26 protein-coding genes are annotated in these 24796 nt (G+C 68.5%); 7 read left to right on the forward strand and 19 right to left on the reverse strand.

Going from position 1 to position 24796, the window contains the following annotated elements:
- Nucleotides 1–23 precede the first annotated feature (23 nt).
- The 4 genes from CDO81_RS05420 to rpoH all read left to right on the forward strand — a co-directional run bounded on the left by CDO81_RS05420 (nt 24) and on the right by rpoH (nt 7394).
- A complete protein-coding gene (locus CDO81_RS05420; protein WP_088482083.1) occupies nt 24–2597 on the forward strand; it encodes an ABC transporter permease in 2574 nt (857 codons plus the stop codon).
- On the forward strand, nt 2594–5773 hold the full coding sequence (locus CDO81_RS05425; RefSeq protein ID WP_088482084.1) for a CHASE domain-containing protein: 3180 nt from the start codon (nt 2594–2596) through the stop codon (nt 5771–5773). The genes CDO81_RS05420 and CDO81_RS05425 overlap by 4 nt, the downstream gene beginning before the upstream one ends.
- A gap of 34 nt (nt 5774–5807) precedes the next feature.
- The gene (locus tag CDO81_RS05430) at nt 5808–6308 is read left to right on the forward strand and encodes a chemotaxis protein CheW (protein ID WP_088482085.1); all 501 of its coding nucleotides are present in this window, start codon (nt 5808–5810) and stop codon (nt 6306–6308) included.
- Between the two features lie 168 nt (nt 6309–6476).
- Nucleotides 6477–7394: an RNA polymerase sigma factor RpoH gene (gene rpoH / locus CDO81_RS05435; protein ID WP_088482086.1), complete on the forward strand. Its 918-nt coding sequence runs from the start codon at nt 6477–6479 to the stop codon at nt 7392–7394.
- A 133-nt stretch (nt 7395–7527) separates the two neighbouring features.
- Here rpoH and CDO81_RS05440 read toward each other — a convergent pair whose 3' ends face one another.
- The 5 genes from CDO81_RS05440 to CDO81_RS05460 all read right to left on the reverse strand — a co-directional run bounded on the left by CDO81_RS05440 (nt 7528) and on the right by CDO81_RS05460 (nt 11649).
- On the reverse strand, nt 7528–8133 hold the full coding sequence (locus CDO81_RS05440) for an SCO family protein (RefSeq protein WP_088482087.1): 606 nt from the start codon (nt 8131–8133) through the stop codon (nt 7528–7530).
- Nucleotides 8130–9035 (reverse strand): heme o synthase, encoded by a 906-nt coding sequence (gene cyoE / locus CDO81_RS05445; protein ID WP_088482088.1) that lies wholly within the window; start codon nt 9033–9035, stop codon nt 8130–8132. Before cyoE ends, CDO81_RS05440 begins: the two co-directional genes overlap by 4 nt.
- 168 nt (nt 9036–9203) lie before the next feature.
- Nucleotides 9204–10280 carry a COX15/CtaA family protein gene (locus CDO81_RS05450; protein ID WP_088482089.1) on the reverse strand — a complete coding sequence of 359 codons (1077 nt, stop codon included), beginning with the start codon at nt 10278–10280 and terminating at the stop codon, nt 9204–9206.
- A gap of 6 nt (nt 10281–10286) precedes the next feature.
- On the reverse strand, nt 10287–10991 hold the full coding sequence (locus CDO81_RS05455) for an SCO family protein (RefSeq protein ID WP_088482090.1): 705 nt from the start codon (nt 10989–10991) through the stop codon (nt 10287–10289).
- On the reverse strand, nt 10942–11649 hold the full coding sequence (locus tag CDO81_RS05460) for an SURF1 family protein (protein WP_088482091.1): 708 nt from the start codon (nt 11647–11649) through the stop codon (nt 10942–10944). The genes CDO81_RS05455 and CDO81_RS05460 overlap by 50 nt, the downstream gene beginning before the upstream one ends.
- A 30-nt stretch (nt 11650–11679) precedes the next feature.
- Here CDO81_RS05460 and CDO81_RS05465 point away from each other — a divergent pair, with 30 nt between their 5' ends.
- Nucleotides 11680–11904 carry a DUF2909 domain-containing protein gene (locus tag CDO81_RS05465; RefSeq protein WP_088482092.1) on the forward strand — a complete coding sequence of 75 codons (225 nt, stop codon included), beginning with the start codon at nt 11680–11682 and terminating at the stop codon, nt 11902–11904.
- Nucleotides 11905–11956: 52 nt separating this feature from the next.
- Here CDO81_RS05465 and CDO81_RS05470 read toward each other — a convergent pair whose 3' ends face one another.
- The 7 genes from CDO81_RS05470 to CDO81_RS05495 all read right to left on the reverse strand — a co-directional run bounded on the left by CDO81_RS05470 (nt 11957) and on the right by CDO81_RS05495 (nt 17804).
- The gene (locus CDO81_RS05470) at nt 11957–12841 is read right to left on the reverse strand and encodes a cytochrome c oxidase subunit 3 (RefSeq protein WP_088482093.1); all 885 of its coding nucleotides are present in this window, start codon (nt 12839–12841) and stop codon (nt 11957–11959) included.
- A 47-nt stretch (nt 12842–12888) separates the two neighbouring features.
- A complete protein-coding gene (locus CDO81_RS05475; protein WP_088482094.1) occupies nt 12889–13131 on the reverse strand; it encodes a DUF2970 domain-containing protein in 243 nt (80 codons plus the stop codon).
- Nucleotides 13128–13730 (reverse strand): cytochrome c oxidase assembly protein, encoded by a 603-nt coding sequence (locus tag CDO81_RS05480; protein ID WP_088482095.1) that lies wholly within the window; start codon nt 13728–13730, stop codon nt 13128–13130. Before CDO81_RS05480 ends, CDO81_RS05475 begins: the two co-directional genes overlap by 4 nt.
- Nucleotide 13731: 1 nt before the next feature.
- Nucleotides 13732–13845, reverse strand: a complete 114-nt coding sequence (locus CDO81_RS28690; protein ID WP_241516851.1) for a cytochrome oxidase small assembly protein — start codon at nt 13843–13845, stop codon at nt 13732–13734.
- A 10-nt stretch (nt 13846–13855) separates the two neighbouring features.
- Nucleotides 13856–15502, reverse strand: a complete 1647-nt coding sequence (gene ctaD / locus CDO81_RS05485) for a cytochrome c oxidase subunit I (protein ID WP_088482096.1) — start codon at nt 15500–15502, stop codon at nt 13856–13858.
- Nucleotides 15503–15530: 28 nt separating this feature from the next.
- The gene (gene coxB / locus CDO81_RS05490; RefSeq protein ID WP_088482097.1) at nt 15531–16715 is read right to left on the reverse strand and encodes a cytochrome c oxidase subunit II; all 1185 of its coding nucleotides are present in this window, start codon (nt 16713–16715) and stop codon (nt 15531–15533) included.
- A 165-nt stretch (nt 16716–16880) separates the two neighbouring features.
- Complete coding sequence (locus CDO81_RS05495; RefSeq protein WP_144397140.1) at nt 16881–17804, reverse strand: methyltransferase domain-containing protein; 924 nt, start codon at nt 17802–17804, stop codon at nt 16881–16883.
- A 23-nt stretch (nt 17805–17827) separates the two neighbouring features.
- On the opposite strand from CDO81_RS05495, the gene CDO81_RS05500 reads away from it, so the two are divergent.
- Together CDO81_RS05500 and trmL are read left to right on the forward strand one after the other, a co-directional pair.
- Nucleotides 17828–18583, forward strand: a complete 756-nt coding sequence (locus CDO81_RS05500) for a ComF family protein (RefSeq protein ID WP_088482099.1) — start codon at nt 17828–17830, stop codon at nt 18581–18583.
- Nucleotides 18584–18609: 26 nt separating this feature from the next.
- Nucleotides 18610–19080, forward strand: a complete 471-nt coding sequence (gene trmL, locus CDO81_RS05505; RefSeq protein ID WP_088482100.1) for a tRNA (uridine(34)/cytosine(34)/5-carboxymethylaminomethyluridine(34)-2'-O)-methyltransferase TrmL — start codon at nt 18610–18612, stop codon at nt 19078–19080.
- Nucleotides 19081–19090: 10 nt separating this feature from the next.
- Here trmL and CDO81_RS05510 read toward each other — a convergent pair whose 3' ends face one another.
- From CDO81_RS05510 to CDO81_RS05540, 7 genes are all read right to left on the reverse strand, one after another.
- Nucleotides 19091–20089: an NAD(P)H-dependent glycerol-3-phosphate dehydrogenase gene (locus CDO81_RS05510; protein WP_088482451.1), complete on the reverse strand. Its 999-nt coding sequence runs from the start codon at nt 20087–20089 to the stop codon at nt 19091–19093.
- 81 nt (nt 20090–20170) lie between these two features.
- Nucleotides 20171–20644 (reverse strand): protein-export chaperone SecB, encoded by a 474-nt coding sequence (gene secB, locus CDO81_RS05515; protein WP_088482101.1) that lies wholly within the window; start codon nt 20642–20644, stop codon nt 20171–20173.
- A 116-nt stretch (nt 20645–20760) separates the two neighbouring features.
- Entirely contained in the window at nt 20761–21021 is a 261-nt protein-coding gene (gene grxC, locus CDO81_RS05520) for a glutaredoxin 3 (protein ID WP_088482102.1), read from the reverse strand.
- Between the two features lie 12 nt (nt 21022–21033).
- Nucleotides 21034–21444, reverse strand: a complete 411-nt coding sequence (locus tag CDO81_RS05525; protein WP_088482103.1) for a rhodanese-like domain-containing protein — start codon at nt 21442–21444, stop codon at nt 21034–21036.
- A gap of 69 nt (nt 21445–21513) precedes the next feature.
- Nucleotides 21514–23028: a methyl-accepting chemotaxis protein gene (locus tag CDO81_RS29095; RefSeq protein WP_088482104.1), complete on the reverse strand. Its 1515-nt coding sequence runs from the start codon at nt 23026–23028 to the stop codon at nt 21514–21516.
- Nucleotides 23029–23093: 65 nt separating this feature from the next.
- Nucleotides 23094–23516 carry a type 2 periplasmic-binding domain-containing protein gene (locus tag CDO81_RS05535; protein WP_088482105.1) on the reverse strand — a complete coding sequence of 141 codons (423 nt, stop codon included), beginning with the start codon at nt 23514–23516 and terminating at the stop codon, nt 23094–23096.
- 15 nt (nt 23517–23531) lie between these two features.
- Nucleotides 23532–24731 (reverse strand): hypothetical protein, encoded by a 1200-nt coding sequence (locus CDO81_RS05540; RefSeq protein WP_088482106.1) that lies wholly within the window; start codon nt 24729–24731, stop codon nt 23532–23534.
- Between the last annotated feature and the right edge of the window lie 65 nt (nt 24732–24796).

The following is a 24796-nucleotide window of genomic DNA, read 5'->3' on the forward strand; positions in this document are numbered from 1 at the left end:
GCCTCGGGGCTAAAGTCGCGCGCATGACGTCTGCCGCCCGAGCCTCGCGCCCACCTTCCACCCTGGCCGTTGCCTGGCGGCAGTTGCTGCGCGACTGGCGCGCCGGGGAGCTGCGTCTGCTGATGCTCGCTGTGGCGCTTGCGGTTGCGGCGCTCTGCGCGGTCGCCTTCCTGTCCGACCGCCTCGACCAAGGCCTGCGCCGGGACGCGGCGCAGCTGCTGGGCGGCGACGCCGTCGTGGCGAGCGACCAGCCCACGCCCCCCGCACTGGTGAACCTGGCGGCCGACCTGAAGCTGGCCACCGTGCGCAGCGCCACCTTCCCGAGCATGGCCCGCGCGACGGAGGCGCAGGGCGGAGAGAGCCGGCTGGTTGCGGTCAAGGCGGTCAGCGACGGTTACCCGCTGCGCGGCCAGCTCGTGCTGCGGGAGGCCCTTCCCGGCCGCCAGGGCGCGCCGGTGCGCGGCGAAGTCTGGGCCGATGTCGCCGTGGCCGATGGGCTCGGGCTGAAGCTCGGCGACGCGCTGTTGCTGGGCGACAGCGAACTCAAGCTCACCGCGCTGATCGAGACCGAACCCGACCGAGGTGCTGGTTTCGTCAACTTCGCGCCGCGCGTGCTGCTGACCGAGGCTGATCTGGCCGCGACCCGGCTCGTGCAGCCGGCCAGTCGTATCACGTACCGGCTGGCGGTGGTGCCGGCGCCGGGCGCTGCCGCCGATGCGGTGAGGCGCTTTGTCACGACGGCTGAGCAGCTGGTCGAGAAAGACAAGCTGCGCGGCGTGCGGTTGGAGTCGCTCGAATCCGGCCGCCCGGAGATGCGCCAGACCCTGGACCGCGCGGCGCGCTTCCTGCGCCTGGTGGCCATGCTGTCGGCCCTGCTGGCTGCCGTGGCGGTGGTGCTGGCTGCCCGTGACTTCGCGGCCCGGCACCTGGACGCGTGCGCCATGCTGCGCGTGCTGGGCCAGCCGCAGCGGCGCATTGCCTGGGCCTACGGCCTGGAGTTCACGCTGGCCGGCCTGACCGCCAGCGTCGTGGGCGTGTTGCTGGGGTTGGCCCTGCACCAGGTGTTCGTGTCGCTGCTGGCCGGCCTCATCAACGTGAGCCTGCCGCCGCCCAGCCTCTGGCCGGCGCTGCTGGGCCTGGGGCTGGGCTTGTCGTTGCTGCTGGGCTTCGGGCTGCCGCCGGTGCTGCAGCTGGCGGCGGTGCCGCCGCTGCGCGTGATCCGGCGCGACCTGGGCGCCCCCAAGGCCGGGTCGCTGCTGGTGCTGGGCGCTGGCGTGGCAGGCCTGGCGGCCATCCTGGTCGTGCTGGCGGGCGACCTGACCCTGGGCGGCATCGCCGCGGCGGGCTTCGCCGGCGCGGTGCTGCTCTTCGCGTTGCTGGCCTGGGGCGCGGTCAAGCTGCTGCGGCGCATCGTGCCGAGCAACGTCAGCGGCGCCGGCGTGCCGCGCTGGCTGCTGCTCGCGACGCGCCAGGTGGCGGCGCGGCCCGGCTTTGCGGTGATGCAGGTGTCGTCGCTGGCGGTGGGCCTGCTGGCCCTGGCCCTGCTGGTGCTGCTGCGCACCGACCTCATCGACAGCTGGCGACAGGCCACGCCCGCCTCGGCGCCGGACCGCTTCGTCATCAACATCCAGCCCGACCAGTCTGACGCTTTCCGCCAGGCATTGAAGGATGCGGGCGTGGAGAACTACGACTGGTACCCGATGATCCGCGGCCGGCTGACCACCATCAACGGCACGCCGGTGCAGGCCCGCAAGTTCGACGAGGAGCGCGCGCAACGACTGGCCGAGCGGGAGTTCAACCTCAGCCACACCGCCGAGCAGCCCTCGCACAACCAGGTGGTCGCGGGCCGCTGGGGCGACGCCCGGCCCGGCGAAATGGGCATGAGCGTGGAGGAAGGCCTGGCCAAGTCGCTGGGGCTCAAGCTCGGCGATCAGCTCGGCTTCGACATCGCCGGTCAGCCGGTGCAGGGGCGCATCACCAACCTGCGCAAGGTGGACTGGTCGTCGATGCGGGTGAACTTCTTCGTGCTGTTCGAGGCGGCTGACCTGCCGGACCTGCCCGCCACGCAGATTGCCGCCTACCGCACACCGCTCACGCCCGCCGGCCGCGGCCTGGACCGGGCGCTGGCGCGGCAGTTCCCCAACCTGACGGTCATCGACGTCTCGGCCCAGCTCAACCAGGTGCAGGGTGTGCTGGACCAGGTCATCCAGGCCGTGCAGTTCCTGTTCGGCTTCACGCTGGCCACGGGCCTTGTGGTGCTGCTGGCCGCCGTGGGCAGCACCCGCGAGGCGCGCACCCGTGAGTTCGGCCTGATGCGGGCCCTGGGTGCACCATCGTCGCTGCTGGCCCAGGTCCAGCGCGCCGAGTTGCTGGGCGTGGGCGCGCTGGCTGGCTTCCTGGCCGGGGCCGTGGCGCTGCTGCTGGCCGGGCTGATGGCGCGCTACGTGTTCCAGTTCGAATGGCAGATGAAGCCGTGGGTGCCGCTGGCGAGCGCGGCTTTCGGCGCCGTGCTGGCCTGGGGTGCCGGCTGGTGGAGCCTGCGTGGCGTGCTGCAGCGCCCGGTGGTGCAGACCCTGCGCGAGGCTCAAGCCGAATGACGATGACACCGCGCGACATCGGCCGCTACCTGGCGCTGTCCGCGGGCATCACCGTCGTCTATTACCTGCTCGGCCGGCTCGGCCTGCTCATGGTGCTGCCCCCCTACCAGGTGGCGCCCATCTACCCGGCGGCGGGGTGGGGACTGGCGGTGCTGCTGGTGGGCGGCCTTCGCTTCCTGCCGGCCGTCGCGGTGGGCTCCTTCATCGTGCAGGCCACGACGATGGGCAACTTCAGCGAGTCGGTCCTGCCCCTGGCCGCGGGCATCGGTTTCGGGGCCGCAGCCCAGGCCGCGGCGGGCACGGTGCTGATGCGCCGCTGGTGCGGTCAGCCGCTGCTGCTGGCGTCGCCCCGCGAGGTGGCCGCGTATCTCGCGGCGGTGTCGGTGGCCGGGCTCATCAGCCCGACCTGCGCGACGCTGCTGTTCAAGTCCCTGGACATCATCGGCGGTGGCCAGATGGCCCTGGTCTGGACCGTCTGGGCCACGGGTGACCTGATGGGCGTGCTGATCGCCACGCCCATCACGCTGGCGCTGATCGGCCAGCCGCGCGAGGCCTGGGCCACGCGGCGGCTGAGTGTCGGCCTGCCGATGTTGCTGACCACGCTGCTGGTGGGCCTGGGCGTGGCCGTGACCATGGAATGGGACCGCCAGCGCAACCGGGCCGACTTCACGCGCGAGGCGGCCTCTGCCGCGCAGTCGCTGGCCGCGCGCCTGCGGGAGCCGCTGTTGGCGCTGGAAGGCACGCATGGCCTGGTCAAGGTCAAGCCTCGCCCGACCCGCGAGGAGTTCGCACGGGCCACCAGCGGCTTCCTGACGGAAGAAAGCCCGCTGCTCGCGCTGGGTCAGTCATTGCGCGTGGCGCGGGCCGATGCCGAGCGCTTTACGGCGGCAGCCGCGGCGGACAACTTCCCCGGCGGCTTCCAGGTGCGAGACCGCATGCGCGCCGGGGATGTGCGGCCGCCGTCCGACGAGGACCTGCTGGTCATCCGGCTCATCGAGCCCCTGTCGCGCAATGGCGGTGCCCTGGGCGTGAACGTGCGCACCATCCCGAGCGCGCGCGCCGCCATCGATCGAGCGGCGGCCGCCGGCCGGCCCGTGGCCTCGGCGGGCTTTCAGTTGTCGCAGGACCGCGAAGGCGCGGTCGGGGTGGTCATCTACCAGCCGCTGTACCGCCACGCGGGCCGGCCGGATGCGGCGAACCTGGACGGCGTCGTGTTCGCCACGCTGCGCCCTGACCTGCTCATGGCGCGCCTGGCCAACACCTGGCCGGACTATCTGGGCGTGTGCCTCGTCGACCTGGAACCTGAGGCCGCCTACCCCCGCCTCGCCGGGCGGTTGGGCTGCGAAGCCGTGGAACGCGGCGCTGATGCCAGCCTGCCGCTGGTGAAGCTGCCGGTGGAGTTTGGCGGCCGGCAGTGGGAGGTGCGGGTGTATGACCTGCCGGGCAAGCTCGTGCCACCGGGTCGCAGTTGGGCGTTCGCGCTGGTGGGGCTGCTGGCGACCGCGATGGTGGGCGCCCTGCTGCTGCTAATGTCGGGCCGCACCCAGCATGTCGAGGCCCTGGTCCAGGAGCGCACCGCAGCGCTCGAGCGCGAGATCGCCAACCGCACCGAGGGCGAGAAGGCCTTGCGCCAGAGCGAGCAGCGGTTTCGCAGCATCTTCGAGACGGCGCCGATCGGCATCGCCTTTGCCGACCTCAACGGCGGCTTCCAGGAGGTCAACGCGCACTTCTGCAAGCTGGTCGGCTACCCCGCGCTGACGCTGCTGGGCAAGCGCTCCATCGACATCACCCACCCCGACGACCGGCGCGAGGACATCCGCCTGGGCCGCAGCCTGATGCGCGGTGAGATCCCGTTCTACCGGCGCCTCAAGCGCTATGTGCGTCCGGACGGCAGCATCGCCCACGCCCGCGTGCTGGTGAGCCTGCTGCGTGGGGGTGACGGCCGCCCGCACCGGCTGGTCGGCGTGGTGGAGGACATCACCGATCAGCTGCGCATCGAAGAACTCGACCGCGCGCGCGAAGCTGCCGAGGCGGCCAACCAGGCCAAGAACGAGTTCCTGTCGCGCATGAGCCATGAACTGCGCACGCCCATGAATGCCATCCTGGGCTTTACCCAGCTGATGCAGATGGACGCCAGCGCCCCCCTGCCACCGGCACAGCGCAACCGCGCGCAGCAGATCGCCCAGGCCGGCTGGCATCTGCTGGAGATGATCAACGACACACTGGATCTGTCGCGCATTGAATCGGGGTCGCTGCGCCTGGACCTCAAACCCCTGGAACTGCCGCCGCTGCTGGCCCGGGCACTGGCCCTGGTGCAGGGCCAAGCCAGCGAGCGGGGCCTGGCCATCAGCCAACGGATCGACGCCGGCGCCGCCAGCATCCTGGGCGACGCGACGCGCGTGACCCAGATCCTGACCAATCTGTTGAGCAACGCGGTCAAGTACAACCATCCGGGCGGCAGCATCAGCATCACCGCCAGCGGCCCGCAACCCGGTTGGGTGGAGATCGCGGTTCGCGACACCGGCATCGGGCTGACGGACGAGCAGCGCGGCGCGCTGTTCCAGCCCTTCAACCGCCTGGGGCGCGAAAGCACGGGCCTGCCCGGCACCGGCATCGGCCTGGTCATCAGCCAGCGCTTGGCCGAGATGATGGGCGGCAGCCTGCGGGCCGAGCCGGTCCAGGGCGGCCCTGGCGCCTGCTTCGTTTTGCGCCTGACGGCCGCCGATGCCGCCGCGCCCCCCAATGCCGAGGGAGGGCCCGAGCCGCAAGCCGAACGGCACGCCGTGCCGCGCCAGCGTGTGCTCTACATCGAAGACAACCCGATGAACGCTGAGGTGATGCGCGGGATCGTGGAGCAACGCCCCGGCATCGAACTCGAGACGGCCCCGACGCTCGAAGCGGGGCTGCAGGCGCTGCGCGCCCGGCCGCCAGCCCTGCTCTTGCTCGATTGGCAATTGCCCGACGGTGACGGCGAAGACCTGCTGCACGCCTTGGCGGACCTGGGGCTGGCCCTGCCCGTGATCGTGGTGTCCGCCAATGCGCAACCGGAGCAGATTGCGGCCGCCCGGGCGGCAGGCGCGCGCCACTACCTGACCAAGCCGCTGGACATCCGCGAACTCCTGGCCCTCGTCGATGAATTGTTGGCGCCGCCGTCTGAGGCAGAGCGGGCAGAATGACGCCTGATCCCTTCCAACCCATTCACAGCGCCCGATGAGTTCCACCGACCTTGTTCCCAGCAGCGGTGCCCAGGCCGTGCAGGCCTTGGCACGCCCTGACGGCCGCCAGTTCCTGACCTTCCGCATCGGTGAGGAGGAATATGGCCTGGACATCCTGCGCGTGCAGGAGATCCGCTCCTACGAACCGCCGACGCGGGTCGCCAACGCGCCGCACTTCGTGAAGGGCGTGGTCAACCTGCGCGGCGTCATCGTGCCCATCCTGGACCTGCGCCTGCGCCTGGGCCAGAGCGGCGAGTACAACGCCTTCACGGTCGTCATCGTGCTGAACGTGGCCGGCCGCGTGGTCGGCATTGTGGTGGACTCGGTGTCCGACGTGCTCGAACTGGGCGTCGACGAGATCAAGCCCCGCCCCGAAGTGCCCGCGGCCATGGATGCGCGCTTCATCACCGGCCTGGGCAAGCTCGGCGAGCGCATGCTCATCCTGCTGGACATCGAGGCCATGATCACGAGCCCGGATTTCGGCCTGGTCGACTGAGCAAAAACTGCCGGGCGGCGCACTCAAGTTAGCGGTCGCCCACTGTTTCAGCCTCAGAAACAATGCATTCCAGATGAGGCATCGTCTGACTTAGCACTCACCAAGTCAGAGTGCTAATATCTTGCGCATCGCAGCTGCTGTCGCTGCGGTCCTGCAAGGATTCACACGATGTCTGCCTCTTCTGCCATTGCCGTCCGCGACCCCTGGGCCCTGGTGCCTTCGCTGGGCAATCTGGACGCCTACATCTCTGCCGTCAATCGCCTGCCTCTGCTCACCGCCGAGGAAGAAGGCGATGCGGCCCGCCGCCTGCGCGACAAGGGCGACCTGGAAGCCGCCGGTCGCCTTGTGCTGTCGCACCTGCGCCTGGTGGTGTCGATCTCGCGCCAGTACGTCGGCTACGGGCTGCCGCAAGGCGACCTGATCCAGGAAGGCAACGTCGGCCTGATGAAGGCCGTCAAGCGCTTCGACCCCGACCAGGGCGTGCGGCTGGTGAGCTACGCCATGCACTGGATCAAGGCCGAGATCCACGAGTACATCTTGAAGAACTGGCGCATGGTCAAGGTCGCCACGACCAAGGCCCAACGCAAGTTGTTCTTCAACCTGCGCTCGATGAAGCATCAGCTCAAGGCCGAGCAGGCCGAGGGCCAGACGCACCGCAACACGCTCAGCGAAGCCGAGGTGGCGCATGTCGCCCGTGAGCTGAACGTGAAACGCGAGGAAGTGCTGGAGATGGAAACCCGCCTGTCCGGCGGCGATGTGGCCCTGGAGCCGCAGACCGACGACGACGGCGAGAGCTTCGCACCCATCGCCTACCTGGCCGACGACAGCCATGAGCCGACCCGCGTGATCGAAGCACGGGCTCGTGACAGCATGGCCGGCGACGGCATCCAGCGCGCGCTCGACGTGCTGGACCCGCGCAGCCGCCGCATCGTCGAGGAGCGCTGGCTGAAGGTCAACGACGACGCCTCCGGCGGCATGACGCTGCACGAACTGGCCGCCGAGTACGGCGTGTCGGCCGAACGCATCCGCCAGATCGAAGTCGCCGCGATGAAGAAGATGAAGAAGGCGCTGACCGAAGCGGCTTGAGTACAGCCCCGCGCCCCAGTACAAAGCCCCGCACCGCGGGGCTTTGTTCATCCAGCGACACCCGAGGGTCCGGCTCCGCCGGCCCGACGGGTGTGCCCCCTCGAGGGGGCGGCCGCAGGCCGTAGGGGGTGACCTACCTTTCGGCCAGCAGCAGCTTGATGTCGTCGCCCAGCGCCTGGGCGCCCGAGCCATAGCGGGCGTAGACGCGCACCCGCCCTTCGGTGTCGAAGATGAAGCTCGCCGCCGTGTGGTCCATGGTGTAGGTCTCGGGCGTCTTGCCGGGCACCTTGGCGTAGAAGACCTTGAACTCCTTGGCCGCGGCCTGGGTCTGCTCGGCGCTGCCCCGCAGCGCGACAAAGCTGGGGTCGAAGCTGGCCATGTAGGCCTTGAGCAGCTGGCCGGTGTCGCGCTCGGGGTCGATGGTGACGAAGACGCCCTGCACCTTCTCGCCGTCGGCGCCCAGAGAACGCTTCACCTCGGCCACTTCGGCCATGGTCGTGGGGCAGACGTCCGGGCACTGGGTGTAGCCGAAGAAGACCACCACGACCTTGCCCTTGAAGTCGGCGAGGGAGCGGGCGCGGCCGTCCTGGTCGGTGAGGTTGAGGGTGCGCGCGTACTCGGCGCCTGTGAGGTCCACGCCCTTGAAGGCCTGCTTCTCGGGGCCGGACTTCTGGCAGCCGGCAAGGGTCAGGGCCGCGAGTGCCGTCACGGCGGCCAGGGCGAAACGGCGGGTGGTCATGCGATGTAGTGGTCGATCAGGAGGGCCGCAAAAAGCAGCGACAGATGCCAGATGGAGAACCAGAAGGTCCGCCGCGCCAGCATCTCCGAATAGCTGCGCCACAGCCGGAAGGCATAGCCGCAGAAGCCCAGCCCCAGCAGCACCGCGCTGGCCAGGTAGAACCAGCCGCTCATGCCGGTCAGGTAGGGCAGCAAGGTGGCGGCGAACAGCACCCAGGTGTAGAGCAGGATCTGCAGCCGGGTGTAGTCGTTGCCGTGGGTGACCGGCAGCATGGGCAGGCCAGCGCGTGCGTAGTCTTCGGCGCGGTACAGGGCCAGGGCCCAGAAGTGCGGCGGTGTCCAGAGGAAGATGATCAGGCACAGCAGCCAGGCCTCGAAGCCCACCTCGCCGCGCAAGGCCGCCCAGCCCAGCACCGGCGGCATGGCCCCGGAGGCGCCGCCGATCACGATGTTCTGCGGCGTCATGGGCTTGAGGATGACGGTGTAGATGACCGCGTAGCCGACGAAGGTGGCGAAGGTCAGCCACATGGTCAGCACGTTGACGTAGACGCCGAGCAGCAGCATGCCCATGGCGCACAGCAGGGCCGAGAAGGCCAGCGTCTGCGGCCGGCTGAGCTCGCCCTTGGCGGTGGCGCGCCAGGCGGTGCGCTTCATGCGGGCATCGATGCCGTCTTCAATGAGGCAGTTGAACGCCGCCGCGGCACCGGCCACCAGCCAGATGCCGACGATGGCAGCCAGCATGGTGAGGGCCTGAGACAAGTCAGGCAGGCCTGGCACGGCCAGCGCCATGCCGATGGCAGCGCAGAAGACGATGAGCTGGACGACGCGGGGCTTGGTCAGCTGGTAGAACTGCTGCCAGCGCGGGCTGTGCACCAGGGCACTGGCGGTGGACGTGGAAGCCATATCAGTTGTCTGTCACCTTGACTGTTTTCGGGCCGAGCGCTGGGCTGCACCCGAGCCGGCCCGGCGGGCGATGTGCTTGCCGGTCAAGCCGGCAAGCATCGCCGTCCCCACGGGGGACCGACTGGGCTTGCCCGCGTTCAGCAGGGCAAGACTGGGCGAGGGGCAGTTTCATCTCAGGCGCGCAAGCAAGGTGGTGAGCAGGCCCAGCAGCACGGCGGCGCCGGCGGTGTGGGCCAGGGCGGCGACGATGGGCCAATCGAGCACGACGTTGGACAGGCCCGAGGCGAACTGCCAGCCGGCGACCGCCAAGAGGCCGCGCGAGGCCCAGCGCGCGGGCTGGCGCAGGCGCCAGGCCAGGGCCAGCAGCGCGATGAAGACGACTGCCGCACCGATCCGGTGAGCCATGTGGATGGCGGCCAGCGCTTCGAAACCCAGGTAGCCACCGCCCGCGCGCTGGCCGAGTTCACGCCAGAGCTGGAAGCCCTGCGCGAAATCCAGGTGCGGCCACCACTGGCCGCCATGGCAGGTGGGGAACTCGTCGCAGGCCAGCACCGCGTAGTTCGTGCTCACCCAGCCTCCGAGCGCCACCTGCATCAGTGCGAGCACCAGCACCACGGTCGTGGCCCGACGCAACCTGACCGACACGGCGATCGGTTGTGGGCGATAGGCCTCGTGCTGCCAGGCCAGCAGCATCAGCAGGCCCATGCCGAACAGAAGGTGCAGCGTGACGATGGCCGGGAACAGCTTCATCGTGACCGTGAGCGCGCCGAACGCCCCCTGTACGCAGACCCAGACCAGCGTGAGCGTCGGCAGCCAGGGTGAAGGCGCAGCCTCCCCGGCCTGGCGGCGCAGCCGCCAGCTCAAGGCGGCCATCACCAGGATCAGCAGGCCCACGCCGCTGGCAAGGTAGCGGTGGATCATCTCGATCCAAGCCTTGCCGTGGGTCACCGGCCCGGTCGGCATGGCTGCCTGGGCCGCGTCGATGTGCTCCCGCGCGCCGAACGGGCTGGCCGACGCGTAGCAACCCGGCCAGTCGGGGCAGCCCAGGCCCGAATCGGTCAGCCGGGTGAAGGCGCCGAAAACGATGAGGTCGAAGGTCAGGAAAAGCGTGAGCAGGGTCAGCGCACGCAGCCGCCCCGCCGGCGTGCTGCTGCGCGAGCGCTGCCGCCACCACAGGAGCGGGCCGATGGCCACCGCGCCGCCGATGGCAGCGACCTGGCCGAGAGGGAGAAGGACGTCTTCCATCGCAGATCAACGGCCGGGGCTGTCCCAGCCGGCACTCGCCTTGAGCAGCTTGCTGAGGTCGCCCTGGAACTTCTTCGGGTCAGGATCGGCTGGGGCGCGCAGCATCCAGCGTCCCAGGGGGTCGACCACATAGAAGTGGTCGCGCAGCGTCTTGCCCTCGGCCGGCTTCAGCCAGCCGGCCAGCGCCTCCTGAGGTACCCGCAGGACGGTGGCCTCGACGCCCTTCTGTTGCACGGCTGCCAGCACTTCCGGCCGCGGTGTGCCGTCGTCGGGGATGAGCCAGATCTTGTCGACCCGGGCGCGCTCCTTGCCCAGCATTTCGCGCAGTTGCCGCTGCACGAAGAGCTCGCGCTCACAGGCCGCATCGCATGCTGAAGGCTGCACCGCCACGAGCAGCCACTGGCCGTGCAGCGACTCCGCCGCCACGCGCTGCCCCTGCAGGTCGGTCAGCGGCAGGTTGGCCGGCAGTTGGACGGTGGGCGTGATCAGCTCGCCGTAGGCCGAGCCTTTGGGCTTGATCACATAGAACGTGAAGTACGACGCAATGACCGGCGCGGCACAGACGGCCAGCACCAGCAGCATGCGCAGCCTCCCGGCCCGCTGCTGTGGCTCCCCCAGCGCGCGTGGGTCGGGCTGGCTGTGCACCGTGAAGCTCAACGGCTCAGGGCTGCTGGCGGTGGAGCCGGGGGCGGACGTGTTGGAACCAGACATAGAGGGCGAGGATCAGCGCGCAGAGCGCGAACCATTGAAAGGCGTAGCCGTAGTGTTTCTGCAGACCCAGATCCGGCGCCGGCCAATGGCGCAGCAGGCCACCGTCGTCGGTGCCATCGGTCTGGATGACCGTCAGGGGCAGCAGCGCCAGGCCGGTTTCGAGGGCGAAGGTCGCCGGGTCGAGATTCTGCCGGATCAACCCCGCCTCTCCAGCGCCGAGCTCATAAAGCCGCGATGGCGAAGCGGCCAGCCGGCCCGTGATCTCGACCTCGCCGGGCGGCGTCACCAGGGGCGGCAGATGCGTTCGGTTGGCCGGGTCGCGGGGCGCCCAGCCGCGCTGCACCAGCACGCTGTCGCCCCGGCCAGCCAGCCGCAGCGGTGTGACGACATAAAAGCCCGCCCGGCCATCCATGGGTCGGTTGTCGAGCCAGACCGTGCGCTCCGGCAGCCATTGGCCGCGCAGCACCACACGGCGGTGCAGTGGCGTGGCCGCGCCCACGTCCGCGGCCGACAAGGGCGGGCGGACGGCTTCGGCCTCCATCGCCGCCTGCAGCGCAAGCTTTTGCTGAGCCCGATCCAGCTGCCACACGCCCAGGCGAGCCGTGAGCGCAACGCCCAGCAACGCGGCCACCAGGGCAAGCCAGCGCCGCAGCGTCATGCACCGCCCCCAAGAAGATAATCGGTCCCCATGAAATTCGTCTTCCTGATCGCCTTCATCGGCATCCTCGGCGCCCTCGGGGCCGCGGGCGTGTTCATGCTGCGCAAGGGCCGCGGCGACGCACGGCGCAGCCCCAACATGGCCCGCGCGCTGGCGCTGCGGGTGGCGTTGTCGGTGGCGCTGTTCCTGATCATCCTGCTGAGCTGGAAGTTGGGCTGGATCCAGCCGACCGGGCTGCCCGTTCGCCCAGCCTGACCCAAAAAAAAGCGCCGCGTCGGCGGCGCTTGTTCCAGGCGAGGTCGCCTCGTCACATCCAGTAGACGACGACGTACAGGCCGAGCCACACCACGTCAACGAAGTGCCAGTACCAGGCCGCACCTTCGAAGCCGAAGTGACGGTCGGCCGTGAAGTGGCCCTTCATCAGGCGGATGGTGATGAACAGCAGCATCAGCGCGCCCACGCACACATGGAAGCCGTGGAAACCGGTCAGCATGTAGAAGGTGGAGCCGAAGATGCCGGAGCTGAGCTTGAGGTTCAGCTCGGAGTAGGCGTGGTGGTACTCGTAGGCCTGGAAGCCCAGGAAGGTTGCACCCAGCAGCACCGTGATCCACATCCAGGCGATGGTCTTGCCGCGGTTGCCGGCGATCAGCGCATGGTGGGCGATGGTGAGCGTGATGCCCGAGGTCAGCAGCAGCGCGGTGTTGATCGTCGGGATGGGCCAGGGGCCCATGGTGCTGAAGGCCTCGACCGTGCCACCAGGCGCGGCGGTGAAGCCGGCGGCCGTGCTCGGCCAGATGGCCTTGAAGTCAGGCCACAGCAGCGAGTTCTCGAGGCTGCCCAGCGACGGCACCGAGAACACGCGGGCCCAGTACAGCGCGCCGAAGAAGGCCGCGAAGAACATCACCTCCGAGAAGATGAACCAGCCCATGCTCCAGCGGAAGGAGACGTCGATGCGGTCGCTGTAGAGGCCGCCCTCACTCTCGCCGATCGCGTCGCGGAACCAGGCCTGCAGCACAAAGGCCCAGAAGGCCAGGCCACCCAGCAGGGAGTACATGCCCCAGCCGTGGCCGTTGATCCACTGCCCGGCGCCGAGGATGACGAAGAACAGACCGATGGCGGCCATCACCGGATGGCGTGAAGGTCCTGGGACGAAGTAGTACGGGGCTTTGCCCGGGGTTGCCGCTGCCGACATGTCGTTCTCCTAGTTCTCGCTCGTTCTGAACTCTGTTGCGGCCGCCGTCAGGCCGCCGCCACGCCGCTGCTGATGACCCAACGGACCAACAACACCAGCATCAATACAAACAGGGCTGCGCCAAGCACGCCCGCAATCACCACATGCACCGGGTTGAGCTTGGCCATGTCGTTCTCATGGTCCCGCCCCCGGCGCACGCCGAAAAAACTCCAGGCCACGGCCGAGATCGTCTGGCCGATGGACGCCTTGCGGCCCACCGCTTCCTTCAGATCCTCGCCGGGCTTGCTCACAGCGCCCCCGCCTTCTGGGGCGCCTGCCCGACCTTGAATCCGCCCTTGCCCGCGACCTCGAAGAAGGTGTAGGACAGGGTGATGGTCTTCACATCCTTGGGCAGCTTGGGGTCGATGACGAACACGACCGGCCACTGCTTGCTCTCGCCCGGCGCCAAGGTGTATTCGTTGAAGCAGAAGCACTCCAGCTTGTTGAAGTGCGCACTGGCCTGCATGGGCGCGTAGCTGGGAATGGCCTGCGCGGCCATCGTGCGGTCCTGCTTGTTGCGGAACTCGTACATCACCTGGCTCAACTCGCCGGGGTGCACCGTCATGTGGCGCACCGCAGGCTTGAAGTCCCAGGGGCCGCGGGCGTTGGTATCGAACTCCACCGTGATGCTGCGGCTGTAGTCGATTTGCCCGTTGCCGTTGGCCACGCCCTTGTCGGCCAGGATGGTCTGCCGCTCGGACAGCGACAGCACGTTGATGCCCAGCGCCTCGCAGATCGCCTTGTACAGCGGCACGAGGGCGTAGCCGAAACCGAACATCAGCGCCACGATGACGGCCAGCTTCACCAGGAGTTGGCGGTTGTCGCGGCGCAAGGCGGCGAGGAACTGCATCTCAGTGGCTGCCGAACATCGCCATCTTGACCATGAAGCCCACGCCGAAGGCGAGGGCCACCGTCAGCAGGATCAGGCCCAGCCGACGGTTTGCCTTGCGCTGCTCAGGCGTCATGCCCTGCTCCTCAGGCGACGATGCGGGTCGCCGAGGCGTCCAGCTTGGGCGGCTCTTCGAAGGTGTGGAAGGGAGCCGGCGACGGCACTTCCCACTCCAGGCCTTCAGCGGCTTCCCAGGGCTTCTGCGGGGCCGGCTGGCCCTTGCCGCGCATCATCGGGACGACGACGAACAGGAAGAAGTACACCTGCATGAAGCCGAAGCCGAAGGCGCCGATGGACGCGATCTGGTTGAAGTCGGTGAACTGCATCGGGTAGTCGGCGTAGCGACGCGGCATGCCGGCCAGACCCAGGAAGTGCATCGGGAAGAAGGTGATGTTGAAGAAGATCAGCGAGCCCCAGAAGTGGATCTTGCCGCGCAGCTCCGAATACATCACGCCCGTCCACTTCGGACCCCAGTAGTACACGCCGGCGAACAGCGCGTACAGCGAGCCGGCCACCAGCACGTAGTGGAAGTGGGCGACGACGTAGTAGGTGTCCTGGATCTGGATGTCGATCGGCGCCATGGCGCAGATCAGGCCGGTGAAGCCGCCCATCGTGAACACGAAGATGAAGCCCACGGCCCACAGCATCGGGACCTCGAAGGTCATCGAACCGCGCCACATCGTGGCCAGCCAGTTGAAGATCTTCACGCCCGTGGGCACCGCGATCAGCATGGTCGCGTACATGAAGAACAGCTGGCCCGTCACCGGCATGCCAGTGGCGAACATGTGGTGAGCCCACACGATGAAGGACAGGATGGCGATCGAGGCCGTGGCGTACACCATGGAGGCGTAGCCGAACAGGCGCTTGCGGGCGAAGGCCGGCACGATCTGGCTGATGATGCCGAAGGCCGGCAAGATCATGATGTAGACCTCGGGGTGACCGAAGAACCAGAAGATGTGCTGGTACATGATCGGGTCACCACCGCCTGCCGGGTTGAAGAAGGCAGTGCCGAAGTGACGGTCGGTCAGGGTCATCGTGATGGCGCCGGCCAGCACGGGCATCACCGCGATCAGCAGGTAGGCCGTGATCAGCCAGGTCCAGCAGAACATCGGCATCTTCATCAGCGTCATGCCGGGGGCGCGCATGTTGAGGATGGTCACGATGATGTTGATCGAGCCCATGATGGAACTCGCGCCGAGGATGTGCATCGCGAAGATGCCGGCGTCCATCGACGGGCCCATCTGCAGCGTCAGCGGCGCGTAGAGCGTCCAGCCGGCGGCAGGGGCGCCACCGGGCATGAAGAAGCTGCTGACCAGCATGATGGCCGCCGGGATCATCAGCCAGAAGCTGAAGTTGTTCATCCGCGCGAAGGCCATGTCGCTGGCGCCGATCTGCAGCGGAATCATCCAGTTCGCGAAGCCGACGAAGGCCGGCATGATGGCCCCGAACACCATGATCAGACCGTGCATGGTCGTGAACTGGTTGAACAGCTCGGGGTTGAAGAACTGCAGGCCCGGCTTGAACAGCTCGGCGCGGATGCACAGCGCCAGGATGCCGCCGATCATCAGCATCGTGAAGCTGAACAGCAGGTACAGCGTGCCGATGTCCTTGTGGTTGGTCGCGAAGACCCAGCGGCGCCAGCCGGTGGGCGCGTGATGGTCGTGATGATCGTCGTGGGCGTGGTCACCAGCGTGGCCGCCGTGAACACCGTGGGGTGGGAGCACTGCACTCATGGGATTACCTCTAGTTCGGCGTTCGCGATTACTTGCGGGCGGCGACGATCTCGGCCGGCTGCACGGTCTGGCCGGTCTTGTTGGACCAGCTGTTCTTCGTGTAGGTGATCACGGCGGCGATGTCGGTGTCGCTCAGCTGTTTCCAGGCGGGCATGCCCTTGTCCATGCGGCCGTTGAGCAGCACCTGGATCTGCTCCAGATGGTTGTCCGAGAGCACCAGGGCCGATGCGTCCAGCGCCTTGATCGGGCCGGCGCCCTTGCCGTCGGGCTTGTGGCAGACGGCGCAGTTGGCGGCATAGACCTTCTCGCCACGGGCCACCAGCGCCGCCTGTTCCCAGACCTTGCTCGGATCATCTGCCTTGGCGGCCATTTCCTTCTTCTTGCCGTCGACCCACTTGGCGTAGTCCTCGGCGGACACCACCTTGACGTGGATGGGCATGTAGGCGTGTTCCTTGCCACAGAGCTCGGCGCACTGGCCGTAGTAGTCGCCGACCTTCTCGGCCTTGAACCAGGTGTCGCGCACGAAGCCGGGGATGGCGTCCTGCTTGACGCCGAAGGCGGGCACCATCCAGGCGTGGATGACGTCGTTGGCGGTGGTGATGATGCGGACCTTCTTGTCGACCGGCACCACCAGCGGGTTGTCGACCTTCAGCAGGTAGTTGTCGACCGGCTGCGGGTTGCCCGAGTTGGAGGCTTCGCGCTGCTCGGTGTCGAGGGTGGCCAGGAAGCCGATGCCCTCGCCTTCGCCCTTGATGTAGTCGTAGCCCCACTTCCACTGGTAGCCAGTGGCCTTGATGGTGAGGTCGGCATTGGTCGTGTCCTTCATCGCGACCACCACCTTGGTGGCCGGCAGGGCCATGCCGATGACGATCAGGAAGGGGACCACGGTCCAGGCGATTTCGACGGCCACGCTTTCGTGGAAGTTGGCCGACACCGCGCCCTTGGATTTGCGGTGCTTGAAGATGGAATAGAACATCACGCCGAACACCGCCACGAAGATGACGAGGCAGACGATCAGCATGAAGTTGTGCAACCACATCTGGTCGCGCGCGATGGTGGTCACCGGCTCGGGCAGATTGATCTGATTGACGCCAGGGCCGCCTTTGAGGTCATTCACCGCCAGGGCCGGACCCGCTGCCAGGGCCGCCGCCGCTGCGGCCCATCGGCCCCAAGCGCGTGAGGCGCTCTGCACTCGTGCGTTCATCATCGTCATGGTTGTCACTTGGTTCTTAGTGGTGCGGGGCTTGCAACCAGGCCGGCAAGCCCGATCTGCTGCGCAAGGTCCGTGAGGAGAACAGACCGATTCGATCTGTCCTTGATGCGGCGCAAGAGTTTAGCCCACGAGGGTCCTTGCTCTCCCTGGGGTCACCCCGGGAAATCACCCACCTGACCGCCCCTCGCGCAGCTTGGCGCGCATCGCATCGACGCTGACCACTGTCTCGGCCGCGACAGCCAGCCGGGGCGCGGCCTTGAACGCATGGCCGAAGACCACCTCGACGGTCATCGCCAGCCGCCCCTGCGCATCGCGCAGCGATTCGAGTTCGGACAGCAGCCGAGCCCGCCACTGCCGCCCACGCAGACCCGCAAACCGCAGCGGTGACAGGTTGCCACCCAGCGCCCGCAGGTCCGACAGCAGGCGCTCGGGGCCCGGCCAGGTCAGACGCAGGCGCTGCTGGTCCATCACCGGGTCGGCCAGCCCCGCCTTCAACACCAGGTCGCCGATGTCGTGCATGTCCCACCAGTCAGGCGCTGGGCGGCCCCAGCCGTTGCGGGCAAAGAGAGGGCGAAGTTCCACGAAGCTGTCGGGCCCCAGGCAGGAGAACATCACGAAGCCGCCCACCGCGAGGCTCCCCTGCCACTGCCCGAGCAGTCCCGGCAGGTCGGCACAGGCATGCAGGGCCATGTTGGACCACACCAGGTCGACCTCAGGCCGTGCCGGCAGCGCCTCGATGCGGCCTGATCCGCCGCCACGCAGCCTGCGCCACCAACCCGGCACCCGCTCGGCCTCGGCGCGAGCGGCCAGGTCGACGTCGGATTCGTGCCAGAGCATGTCGGCCTCGGGGTAGGCCTGGCGCAGCAGTGCGGCACTGTCACCCAGCGCCGCGGACACGTCCAACACCCGGGCCGGCTTGAGCTTGATGTAGCCAAGCCGCTCGGCCATGCGGGTGGCGACTTCGGCATGCAGCCAGGGCGCCGAGTCGGCCCGCGCCAACCGGCGAGCCTGGTGACGCAGGGCCGCCACATCCAGATCCTGAGGCCGCGGCCCCTGCTTCAAGTTAGGGGTCGGGTGCAGCTCATTCATGAGCCGGTCAGTATATTGAGACCATGCCAGACCGCTCCCTGCCGGCCCACAAGCCCGCACTGGTCGAGAAAGTGCTGCTGCGCTGCGCCGGCCAGTGCGCAGTCTGTCGCGCCTGGAGCCACCAGACCATCTGCGAGAGCTGCCTGGCGCTCTACGCCCGCCCCCAGCCCCGCTGCTGGACGTGCGCCGCCCGCCTGCCCCTGGAGCTGCTCGGCCGCCCGCAGCCGCAATGCGGCCGCTGCCTGCGCGAGCCGCCCCCGCTGGATCGCACCATCGCCGCGCTTGACTACAGCTTTCCCTGGGATGGCCTGCTGCAGCATTTCAAGTACCACCAGGCGCTGGAGCTGCGCGAGAGCCTGCTGGAGCGCCTGAACATCGCGCTGAACGCCGCCGACGTCACCGAGCCCGACTGGCTGCTGCCCGTGCCCATCTCGGCCGAGCGGCTGCGCGAGCGGGGCTACAACCAGTCCTACGAGCTGGCCCGGGCCCTGGCCCGTCGGCGCGGCCTGCGCTGCGAGCCCGAGTTGCTGCTGCGCCTGCGTCACAACGAACGCCAGGCGGGCCTCAAGCTCGACCAGCGCGCGGCCAATGTGCGCGGCGTGTTCGCCGTCGAGCCGCTGCGCGCCAACCGCCTGCGCGGCACCAGCGTGGCCCTGCTGGACGACGTGATGACCAGCGGCTCCACGCTCTACGAGCTGGCCGGCACGTTGCTGCAGGCCGGCGTGATGAGCGTGCAGGCGTGGGTGGTGGCCCGCACGCCGGAGCCGGGCGACTGCTGAGCACGGGCGGCGGATACTCCCGCCCCATGTTCAACATCGTCCTCGTCCATCCGGAGATCCCGCCCAACACGGGCAATGTGATCCGACTGGCTGCCAACACCGGCTGCAGCCTGCACCTGATCGAACCGCTGGGCTTCTCGATGGAAGACCGGCTGCTGCAGCGCGCAGGCCTGGACTATCACGAGTACGCCCGCGTGCAGCGCCATGCCGACTGGGCCCGCTTCCTGGCCACCGAGTCGCCCGACCCCACGCGCCTGTTCGCATTCACCACCCGCGGCAGCCAGCCCTTCGGTCAGGTGCAGTGGCAGCCGGGCGACTGGCTGGTGTTCGGCAGCGAGACGGCGGGCCTGCCGCCCGCCTTGCGCGATGGCTTCCCGACGGAACAACGCGTGCGGCTGCCGATGCGTGAAGGCCAGCGCAGCCTGAACCTCAGCAACAGCGTGGCAGTCGCGGTGTTCGAGGCCTGGCGACAGAACGGCTACGCCGGCGGGGCCTGACGACGGCGTGTCACTCCGGCCGGGCCTGCCGGCCCATGAGCAGTTCCACCACCTGCGGCGCACCGACGCGGCCGTCGAGCAGCGCCACCATCGCCTCCGTCACCGGCATCTCCACGCCGGCGGCGCGAGCGCGCGCCAGCACGGTGGGCGCGCTGTAGACGCCTTCGGCCACATGGCCCAGTTCGGCCAAGATTTGCGGCAAGGCCAGACCTTGGGCCAGCAACAGGCCAACGCGCCGGTTGCGCGACAGGTCGCCGGTGGCGGTGAGCACCAGATCCCCCAGGCCCGACAAGCCCATGAAGGTCTCGGCCTTGGCGCCCAATGCCAGGCCCAGGCGCAGCATCTCGGCCAAGCCGCGGGTGATCAGTGCCGCGCGGGCATTGAGCCCCGGCGCATCGGGTGCCGAACCCGACAGGCCGTCGCACACGCCAACCGCGATGGCCATCACGTTCTTGACCGCGCCACCCACTTCCACGCCGACCGGGTCGGCCGAGGTGTAGACGCGCAGCCGCTCGCCGTGGAAGGCGTCGACCGCTGCCTGTGACAGCGCCGCGTCGCCACTCGCGGCCACCAGCGCGGTCGGGCGGCCCGCGGCCACTTCCTGGGCAAAGCTCGGCCCGGAGAGCACACCCACGCGCATGGCCGGCTGCAATTCGCGGGCGATCTCATGGCCCAGCCGCCCCGTGCCGGCCTCGAAGCCCTTGCACAGCCACAGCACGCGCTGGTGCACAGGCAGCGCCGCCAGCGTGCCGCGCAGGCCCGACATCGGCGTGGCGATAATGGTCAAGCCATCGGCCGCATGCGCGACGGCAGCACCCAGGTCGGCACCGATCTGCAAGGCCTGCGGCAAGGGGTTGTCCGGCAGATAGGCCTGATTGCGCCGGCTGGCCTGCATCAGGCCGGCCGCTGCGGCGTCGCGCGCCCACAGATGCACCGCATGGCCGGCACGTGCCGCCTGGATGGCCAGGGCCGTACCCCACGCCCCGGCACCGAGCACACTGATCTTCATCGTCGTCATGCGCAGGAGTGTCGCCCAAGCAAAACGCCCCGCACGGGGCGGGGCGTCGTCAACGGGCGAAGCCGTGAATGCTCAGTTGACGGCCTGGCCGCCCTGGGCGGCGCGCTGGGCCTGCTGGGCCTCGAACATGGCCTGGAAGTTCACTTCGGTCAGCAGCACCGGCGGGAAGCCGGCACGGGTGCAGACGTCGGACACGATGGCGCGCAGGTAGGGGTAGACCATCTGCGGGCAGACGATGCCCAGAATGCCTTCGACCTGGTCTTGCGGCACGTTGCGGATCTCGAAGATGCCGGCCTGCTTGGCTTCCACCAGGAACAGCGTCTTGTCGCCGACCTTGGTGTTGACGGTGGCGGTCACGCAGACCTCGAAGATCCCGTCCGTCACGTTCTCGGCCGACAGGGCGAGGTTGATGTCGACCTGGGGCTGCTGCTGCTCCAGCAGGATGTGCGGCGCGTTGGGCTGCTCCAGCGACAGATCCTTCAGGTACATGCGCTGGATCTGGAACACGGGGGTGCCTTCGGGGGCGGCTTGGATCTCGTCGGCCATGGAACTCTTTCTAGCGGAGCGTCAAACAAAAGCCCGCAGGCATCGCGCTGCGGGCGGTAGGCGGATTATGGGTGAGGCCTCGTGACGGGCCGCCCGGGGCTTGCCCGGGCTTGAAATCAGGCGGCCTGGAGCAGGGGCAGCAGGCCGCCCTTCTGGTCGAGGGCGATGAGGTCGTCACACCCCCCGACATGGGTGTCGCCGATGAAGATCTGCGGCACGGTGCGGCGGCCGGTGCGCTCCATCATGGACTGGCGCTCGGCCGGGTCCAGGTCGACACGGATCTCCTCGATCTCATCCACGCCGCGCTGCTTGAGCAGCGACTTGGCACGGATGCAGAACGGGCAGACCAGGGTGGTGTACATCTTGACGGGGGCCATGGGCAATCTCCTTCAGGCGGTCTTCTCGACCGGCAGGCTGGCCTCCCGCCACGCCTTGAGACCACCCGCCAGCACCCGGGCCTTTTCATAGCCCAGCTTGCGCAGCATGCCTGCGGCGCGGCCGGCGCGTGCGCCGGTCGGGCACACCACCACGATGGGCAGGGCCTTGTTGCTGGGCAGTTGCTTGTGGCCCTCAAGCTGGCCAAAGGGGATGTTGCGCGAGCCCACGGCATGGCCCTGGGCAAACTCTTGGGGCTCGCTGACGTCGATCAGCACGCCCTTCTCACGGTTCATGAGCTGCACCGCCTCCGCGGGCGTCACGGCCGCGCCCTGCCCGCCCGAAGCCAGCAGGGGCCACAGCAGCATGCCGCCGGACACGACGGCGGCGACCACCAGAAACCAGTTCTCGATCAGGAAGTTCAAGCAAGCATCCCGTGCAGTTGACGAAGCCCGGGATTATCGACGAGGCCGCAGCCCCGCGACCGCGCTGCCTTACTTGAGCTTGAAGGTCGCGACCGCCGACTGCAGCGTCTGGGCCTGCTGCTCCAGGCTGGTGGCTGCCGCAGCGGCCTCTTCCACGAGGGCGGCGTTCTGCTGCGTCATCTGGTCGAGCTGCATCACCGACTGGTTGACCTGGCCGATGCCCTGGCTCTGCTCGGCCGAGGCCGCGGTGATCTCGCTGATGATGTCGGACACCCGCTGCACGCTCGCGACGATCTCGCTCATGGTGCTGCCGGCGTCCTGCACGAGGCGCGCGCCGGACTCCACCTTGTCGACGCTGGCGCCGATCAGGCCCTTGATCTCGCGCGCCGCCTCGGCACTGCGTTGCGCCAGCGAGCGCACTTCGCCCGCCACCACCGCAAAGCCGCGCCCCTGCTCACCGGCACGGGCGGCCTCGACCGCTGCGTTCAGCGCCAGGATGTTGGTCTGGAAAGCGATACCGTCGATCACGCCGATGATGTCGGCGATCTTCTTGGAGCTGGTGTTGATCTCGTCCATGGTCGAGACCACCTGGCTGACGACCTCGCCGCCCCGCTGGGCCACGGACGCCGCGGAGCCGGCCAGCTGGTTGGCCTGCGCGGCCGCCTCGGCGCTCTGGCGCACCGTGTCGGTCAGGGTCTGCATGTTGCCGGCCGTCTGCTCCAGCGAGCCGGCCTGCTTTTCGGTGCGCACCGACAGGTCCTGGTTGCCCGCCGCGATCTCGCGGGAGGCAACCGTCATCGAGTCGGTGCCGGCCCGCACATTGGCCACGATGGCCGCGAGGCCGCTCGACATGTCGCGCACCGCCGCCAGCAGGCTTTGCTCGGCGCCCGGCGCGACGATGATGTCCTGGGACAGGTCGCCATCGGCCATGTGCCGCATCACGTCTCGGGCGTACTCCGGCTCGCCGCCGAGCTGGCGCCACACGCCGCCAATGATCAGGAACGAGCCCCCGCCCAGGCACAGCACCACGACCACACCGCTGATGACGATCGCCCACAGGCTGGAAGAAACCCCCTGGTGGGCGCGCTCCAGGCCTGCATCGAATCCCTCGCTAGCCTCGACCCGCGCGGTGGCGAGTTCGCCTTCGAGCTTCTTGAGCGCCGACTGCATCTTGGGAATCGCGCCGGCCTGGTCACCCTGTCGCATGCCCAGGAACAGTTCGGCCGTCTCGACCGAAGCCGCGTAGTACGCCTCGAAGCTCTTGGTCAGCTGGCTGCCCACCTCGGCCTTGCCATCGATGCGGCTGATGGCAGCCAACAACTTGCGGATGCTGGCCGCGCGATCCTTGGCCTCGTCCAGGCGCTTCTTCTCGCCTTCGGCCACGGCGCTCTGGATCGTCGCGCCGAGCGCCTCCAGTTGGGCCGCGAACTGTGTGGTCGCATCCAGATAGGGAAAGTCCACCTGGCCGACCGACCGGATCGAGTCCGAGGTCTTCGACGAGAACACCAGCACCACCACGATGCCGATGGCAAAGATGGCGGCGGCCAGGGCCGGCAGCATCCAGATCCGGGTCTTCACATTCATTCGAGGTCTCCAAGGCGGGGCGGGGCGCAACGCGCCCTCTGCCCATCATCTGCCGTGCGCAGGTTTCAGTCGACGGTCAACACGACCTTCACGCTGCCATCCACGGCAGATTTCTCGATATAGCCGATCGCGTCAGGGTTGGCCGCGACGAACTTCTTCACGTCGGCGGAGCTGGACAGCTCTTTCGGCGGCGTGGCCTTGCCGGAGAACACCAGGCGCGACCAGGCCGCCTTGACCTGCGCAGCCTGCTTGCCGGCGACCTTGCTGTAGAACTGCTCGCGAATGGCCGAGCCTTCGGCCTGGTCCGCCGCCGCTGCGGTCGCGCCGCTCGGCAGGGTCGCGCTCTTGCCGAGGAAGATGCTGGCGACCTGGTCGGCCGTCATCGAGGCGGCAGCGCTCTTGGGGTTCACGACGACGGCGACTTGCGCCTGGGCGCCCAGCGCCAGGAAGGCCAGCGCCAGGCCGGAGAAGATTTGCTTGAGAGTCATGGCGTTGCTTCCTGATCAGAACACGGTGTCCAGCGCGACGCTGATCACGTTGACGGTCTTGCCGTTGCCCCAGTTCGCGGTGGGCGAGATGAAATAGCCGCGGCCGTCCGGGCGCACGTTCTCCCACTGCGCCTTCAGCGCGAGGTTGCGGGCGAAGTCCCAGCGAGCGCCGACGGCGAAGGTCTTCTGCGTGTGACGCTGGCCTTCCACCACGCTGTCCACGGCCGCCTTCAGGGCCGCGAGTTGCGCCGTGGCCGCGGGGATGGTGTTGTTGACGTTGCTGCTGACCGTGCGGGCTTCCGACACCGTCACGTAGGGCGTCAGCGGGCCGAAGCGGTGGCCGACGAGCACGTACCAGCCGTCGGTGTCGGCCAGGAAGGTCTTGATGCGGCGCTGGGTGTACTCGGCGCTGGCGACCCAGTCGCCCTGGTCCCAGGTCAGGCCCACGCCGCTGAAGGTCCCCTTGCTGTCGTTCGGGTCGAGCTGGTTGCCCACGGAAGCGAACGGCGTGGCGCGCAGCGTGGCCACGAGGCCGTTCAGCGCCGCATTGCCGACGGTCAGCTTGCCTTCGGCGTAACCCAGGCGCAGCGTGAGGCCGGCGTCAGTCTCCAGCGTGGCGTTGAAGCCAGCCAGGCTCTTGACATCCACCTTGTAGCGCTGCGAGGTGTCGGAGGCCTTGCCGCCGAAGAGCTGGCCCGTCAGCGTGCCGACCGACGTGCTGAGCTGGTAGCTCGCGTCGGCGCCGTCGAAGTGGCTGACCGGCACCTGGTCGTACACATCCTTGGGCGGACGCAGCGCGGTGTTGGCATAGCCCACGTCGCGGAAGTCAGACACCGCGAAGAACGGCGCACCCATGCGGCCGGCACGCAGGGACAGCGCCGGCGTGACCTGCGCCTTCAGGAAGGCCCATTCCACGCCAGGCGTGAAGTTGCCCTTGCCGTTGGACTTGGTCAGCACCTGCAGGGTGCCCGAGAACATGTCGTTGAACTTGGCGCCCACCTGCACGCCCAGCTTGCTGTCGACCTCGGCGCTGACGTCCTTGTCGGCACCGCGCGTCTGGCCGAACAGCGCGAACTGCGCGTCGTCGGTGCTGGTGCGCACGAGGCCCAGGGTGCCGAAACCGGACAGCGAGAACATGCCGTCAGCGGCGGAAGCGCCACCGGCCGCGAGGGCCAGCAGCAGGGGAAGCAGACGATGTCGTGCGTGGACCATCATGGGTTGACTCCTTGATTCGGCGGGGGGCCGTGTTTGATCGGGAAAACCCGGATTATTCGAGCCCC

This window comes from Roseateles puraquae, assembly GCF_002205845.1.
GTDB classification, from domain to species: Bacteria; Pseudomonadota; Gammaproteobacteria; order Burkholderiales; family Burkholderiaceae_C; genus Pelomonas; species Pelomonas puraquae.

Bases quoted from the DNA above. Each gene is read 5' to 3' on its own strand.
- grxC (WP_088482102.1), bottom strand. From the start codon at position 21,021: ATGGCCCCCGTCAAGATGTACACCACCCTGGTCTGCCCGTTCTGCATC.
- CDO81_RS05510 (WP_088482451.1), bottom strand. From the start codon at position 20,089: ATGAAGATCAGTGTGCTCGGTGCCGGGGCGTGGGGTACGGCCCTGGCC.
- CDO81_RS05430 (WP_088482085.1), top strand. From the start codon at position 5,808: ATGAGTTCCACCGACCTTGTTCCCAGCAGCGGTGCCCAGGCCGTGCAG.
- secB (WP_088482101.1), bottom strand. From the start codon at position 20,644: ATGGCCGACGAGATCCAAGCCGCCCCCGAAGGCACCCCCGTGTTCCAG.
- ctaD (WP_088482096.1), bottom strand. From the start codon at position 15,502: ATGAGTGCAGTGCTCCCACCCCACGGTGTTCACGGCGGCCACGCTGGT.
- trmL (WP_088482100.1), top strand. From the start codon at position 18,610: ATGTTCAACATCGTCCTCGTCCATCCGGAGATCCCGCCCAACACGGGC.
- CDO81_RS05420 (WP_088482083.1), top strand. From the start codon at position 24: ATGACGTCTGCCGCCCGAGCCTCGCGCCCACCTTCCACCCTGGCCGTT.
- CDO81_RS05450 (WP_088482089.1), bottom strand. From the start codon at position 10,280: ATGGAAGACGTCCTTCTCCCTCTCGGCCAGGTCGCTGCCATCGGCGGC.
- CDO81_RS05495 (WP_144397140.1), bottom strand. From the start codon at position 17,804: ATGAATGAGCTGCACCCGACCCCTAACTTGAAGCAGGGGCCGCGGCCT.
- CDO81_RS05425 (WP_088482084.1), top strand. From the start codon at position 2,594: ATGACGATGACACCGCGCGACATCGGCCGCTACCTGGCGCTGTCCGCG.
- CDO81_RS05480 (WP_088482095.1), bottom strand. From the start codon at position 13,730: ATGCAGTTCCTCGCCGCCTTGCGCCGCGACAACCGCCAACTCCTGGTG.
- CDO81_RS28690 (WP_241516851.1), bottom strand. From the start codon at position 13,845: ATGACGCCTGAGCAGCGCAAGGCAAACCGTCGGCTGGGCCTGATCCTG.
- coxB (WP_088482097.1), bottom strand. From the start codon at position 16,715: ATGACGATGATGAACGCACGAGTGCAGAGCGCCTCACGCGCTTGGGGC.
- CDO81_RS05470 (WP_088482093.1), bottom strand. From the start codon at position 12,841: ATGTCGGCAGCGGCAACCCCGGGCAAAGCCCCGTACTACTTCGTCCCA.
- CDO81_RS05460 (WP_088482091.1), bottom strand. From the start codon at position 11,649: ATGACGCTGCGGCGCTGGCTTGCCCTGGTGGCCGCGTTGCTGGGCGTT.
- CDO81_RS05500 (WP_088482099.1), top strand. From the start codon at position 17,828: ATGCCAGACCGCTCCCTGCCGGCCCACAAGCCCGCACTGGTCGAGAAA.
- CDO81_RS05455 (WP_088482090.1), bottom strand. From the start codon at position 10,991: ATGTCTGGTTCCAACACGTCCGCCCCCGGCTCCACCGCCAGCAGCCCT.
- CDO81_RS05465 (WP_088482092.1), top strand. From the start codon at position 11,680: ATGAAATTCGTCTTCCTGATCGCCTTCATCGGCATCCTCGGCGCCCTC.
- CDO81_RS05535 (WP_088482105.1), bottom strand. From the start codon at position 23,516: ATGACTCTCAAGCAAATCTTCTCCGGCCTGGCGCTGGCCTTCCTGGCG.
- CDO81_RS29095 (WP_088482104.1), bottom strand. From the start codon at position 23,028: ATGAATGTGAAGACCCGGATCTGGATGCTGCCGGCCCTGGCCGCCGCC.
- cyoE (WP_088482088.1), bottom strand. From the start codon at position 9,035: ATGGCTTCCACGTCCACCGCCAGTGCCCTGGTGCACAGCCCGCGCTGG.
- CDO81_RS05440 (WP_088482087.1), bottom strand. From the start codon at position 8,133: ATGACCACCCGCCGTTTCGCCCTGGCCGCCGTGACGGCACTCGCGGCC.
- rpoH (WP_088482086.1), top strand. From the start codon at position 6,477: ATGTCTGCCTCTTCTGCCATTGCCGTCCGCGACCCCTGGGCCCTGGTG.
- CDO81_RS05540 (WP_088482106.1), bottom strand. From the start codon at position 24,731: ATGATGGTCCACGCACGACATCGTCTGCTTCCCCTGCTGCTGGCCCTC.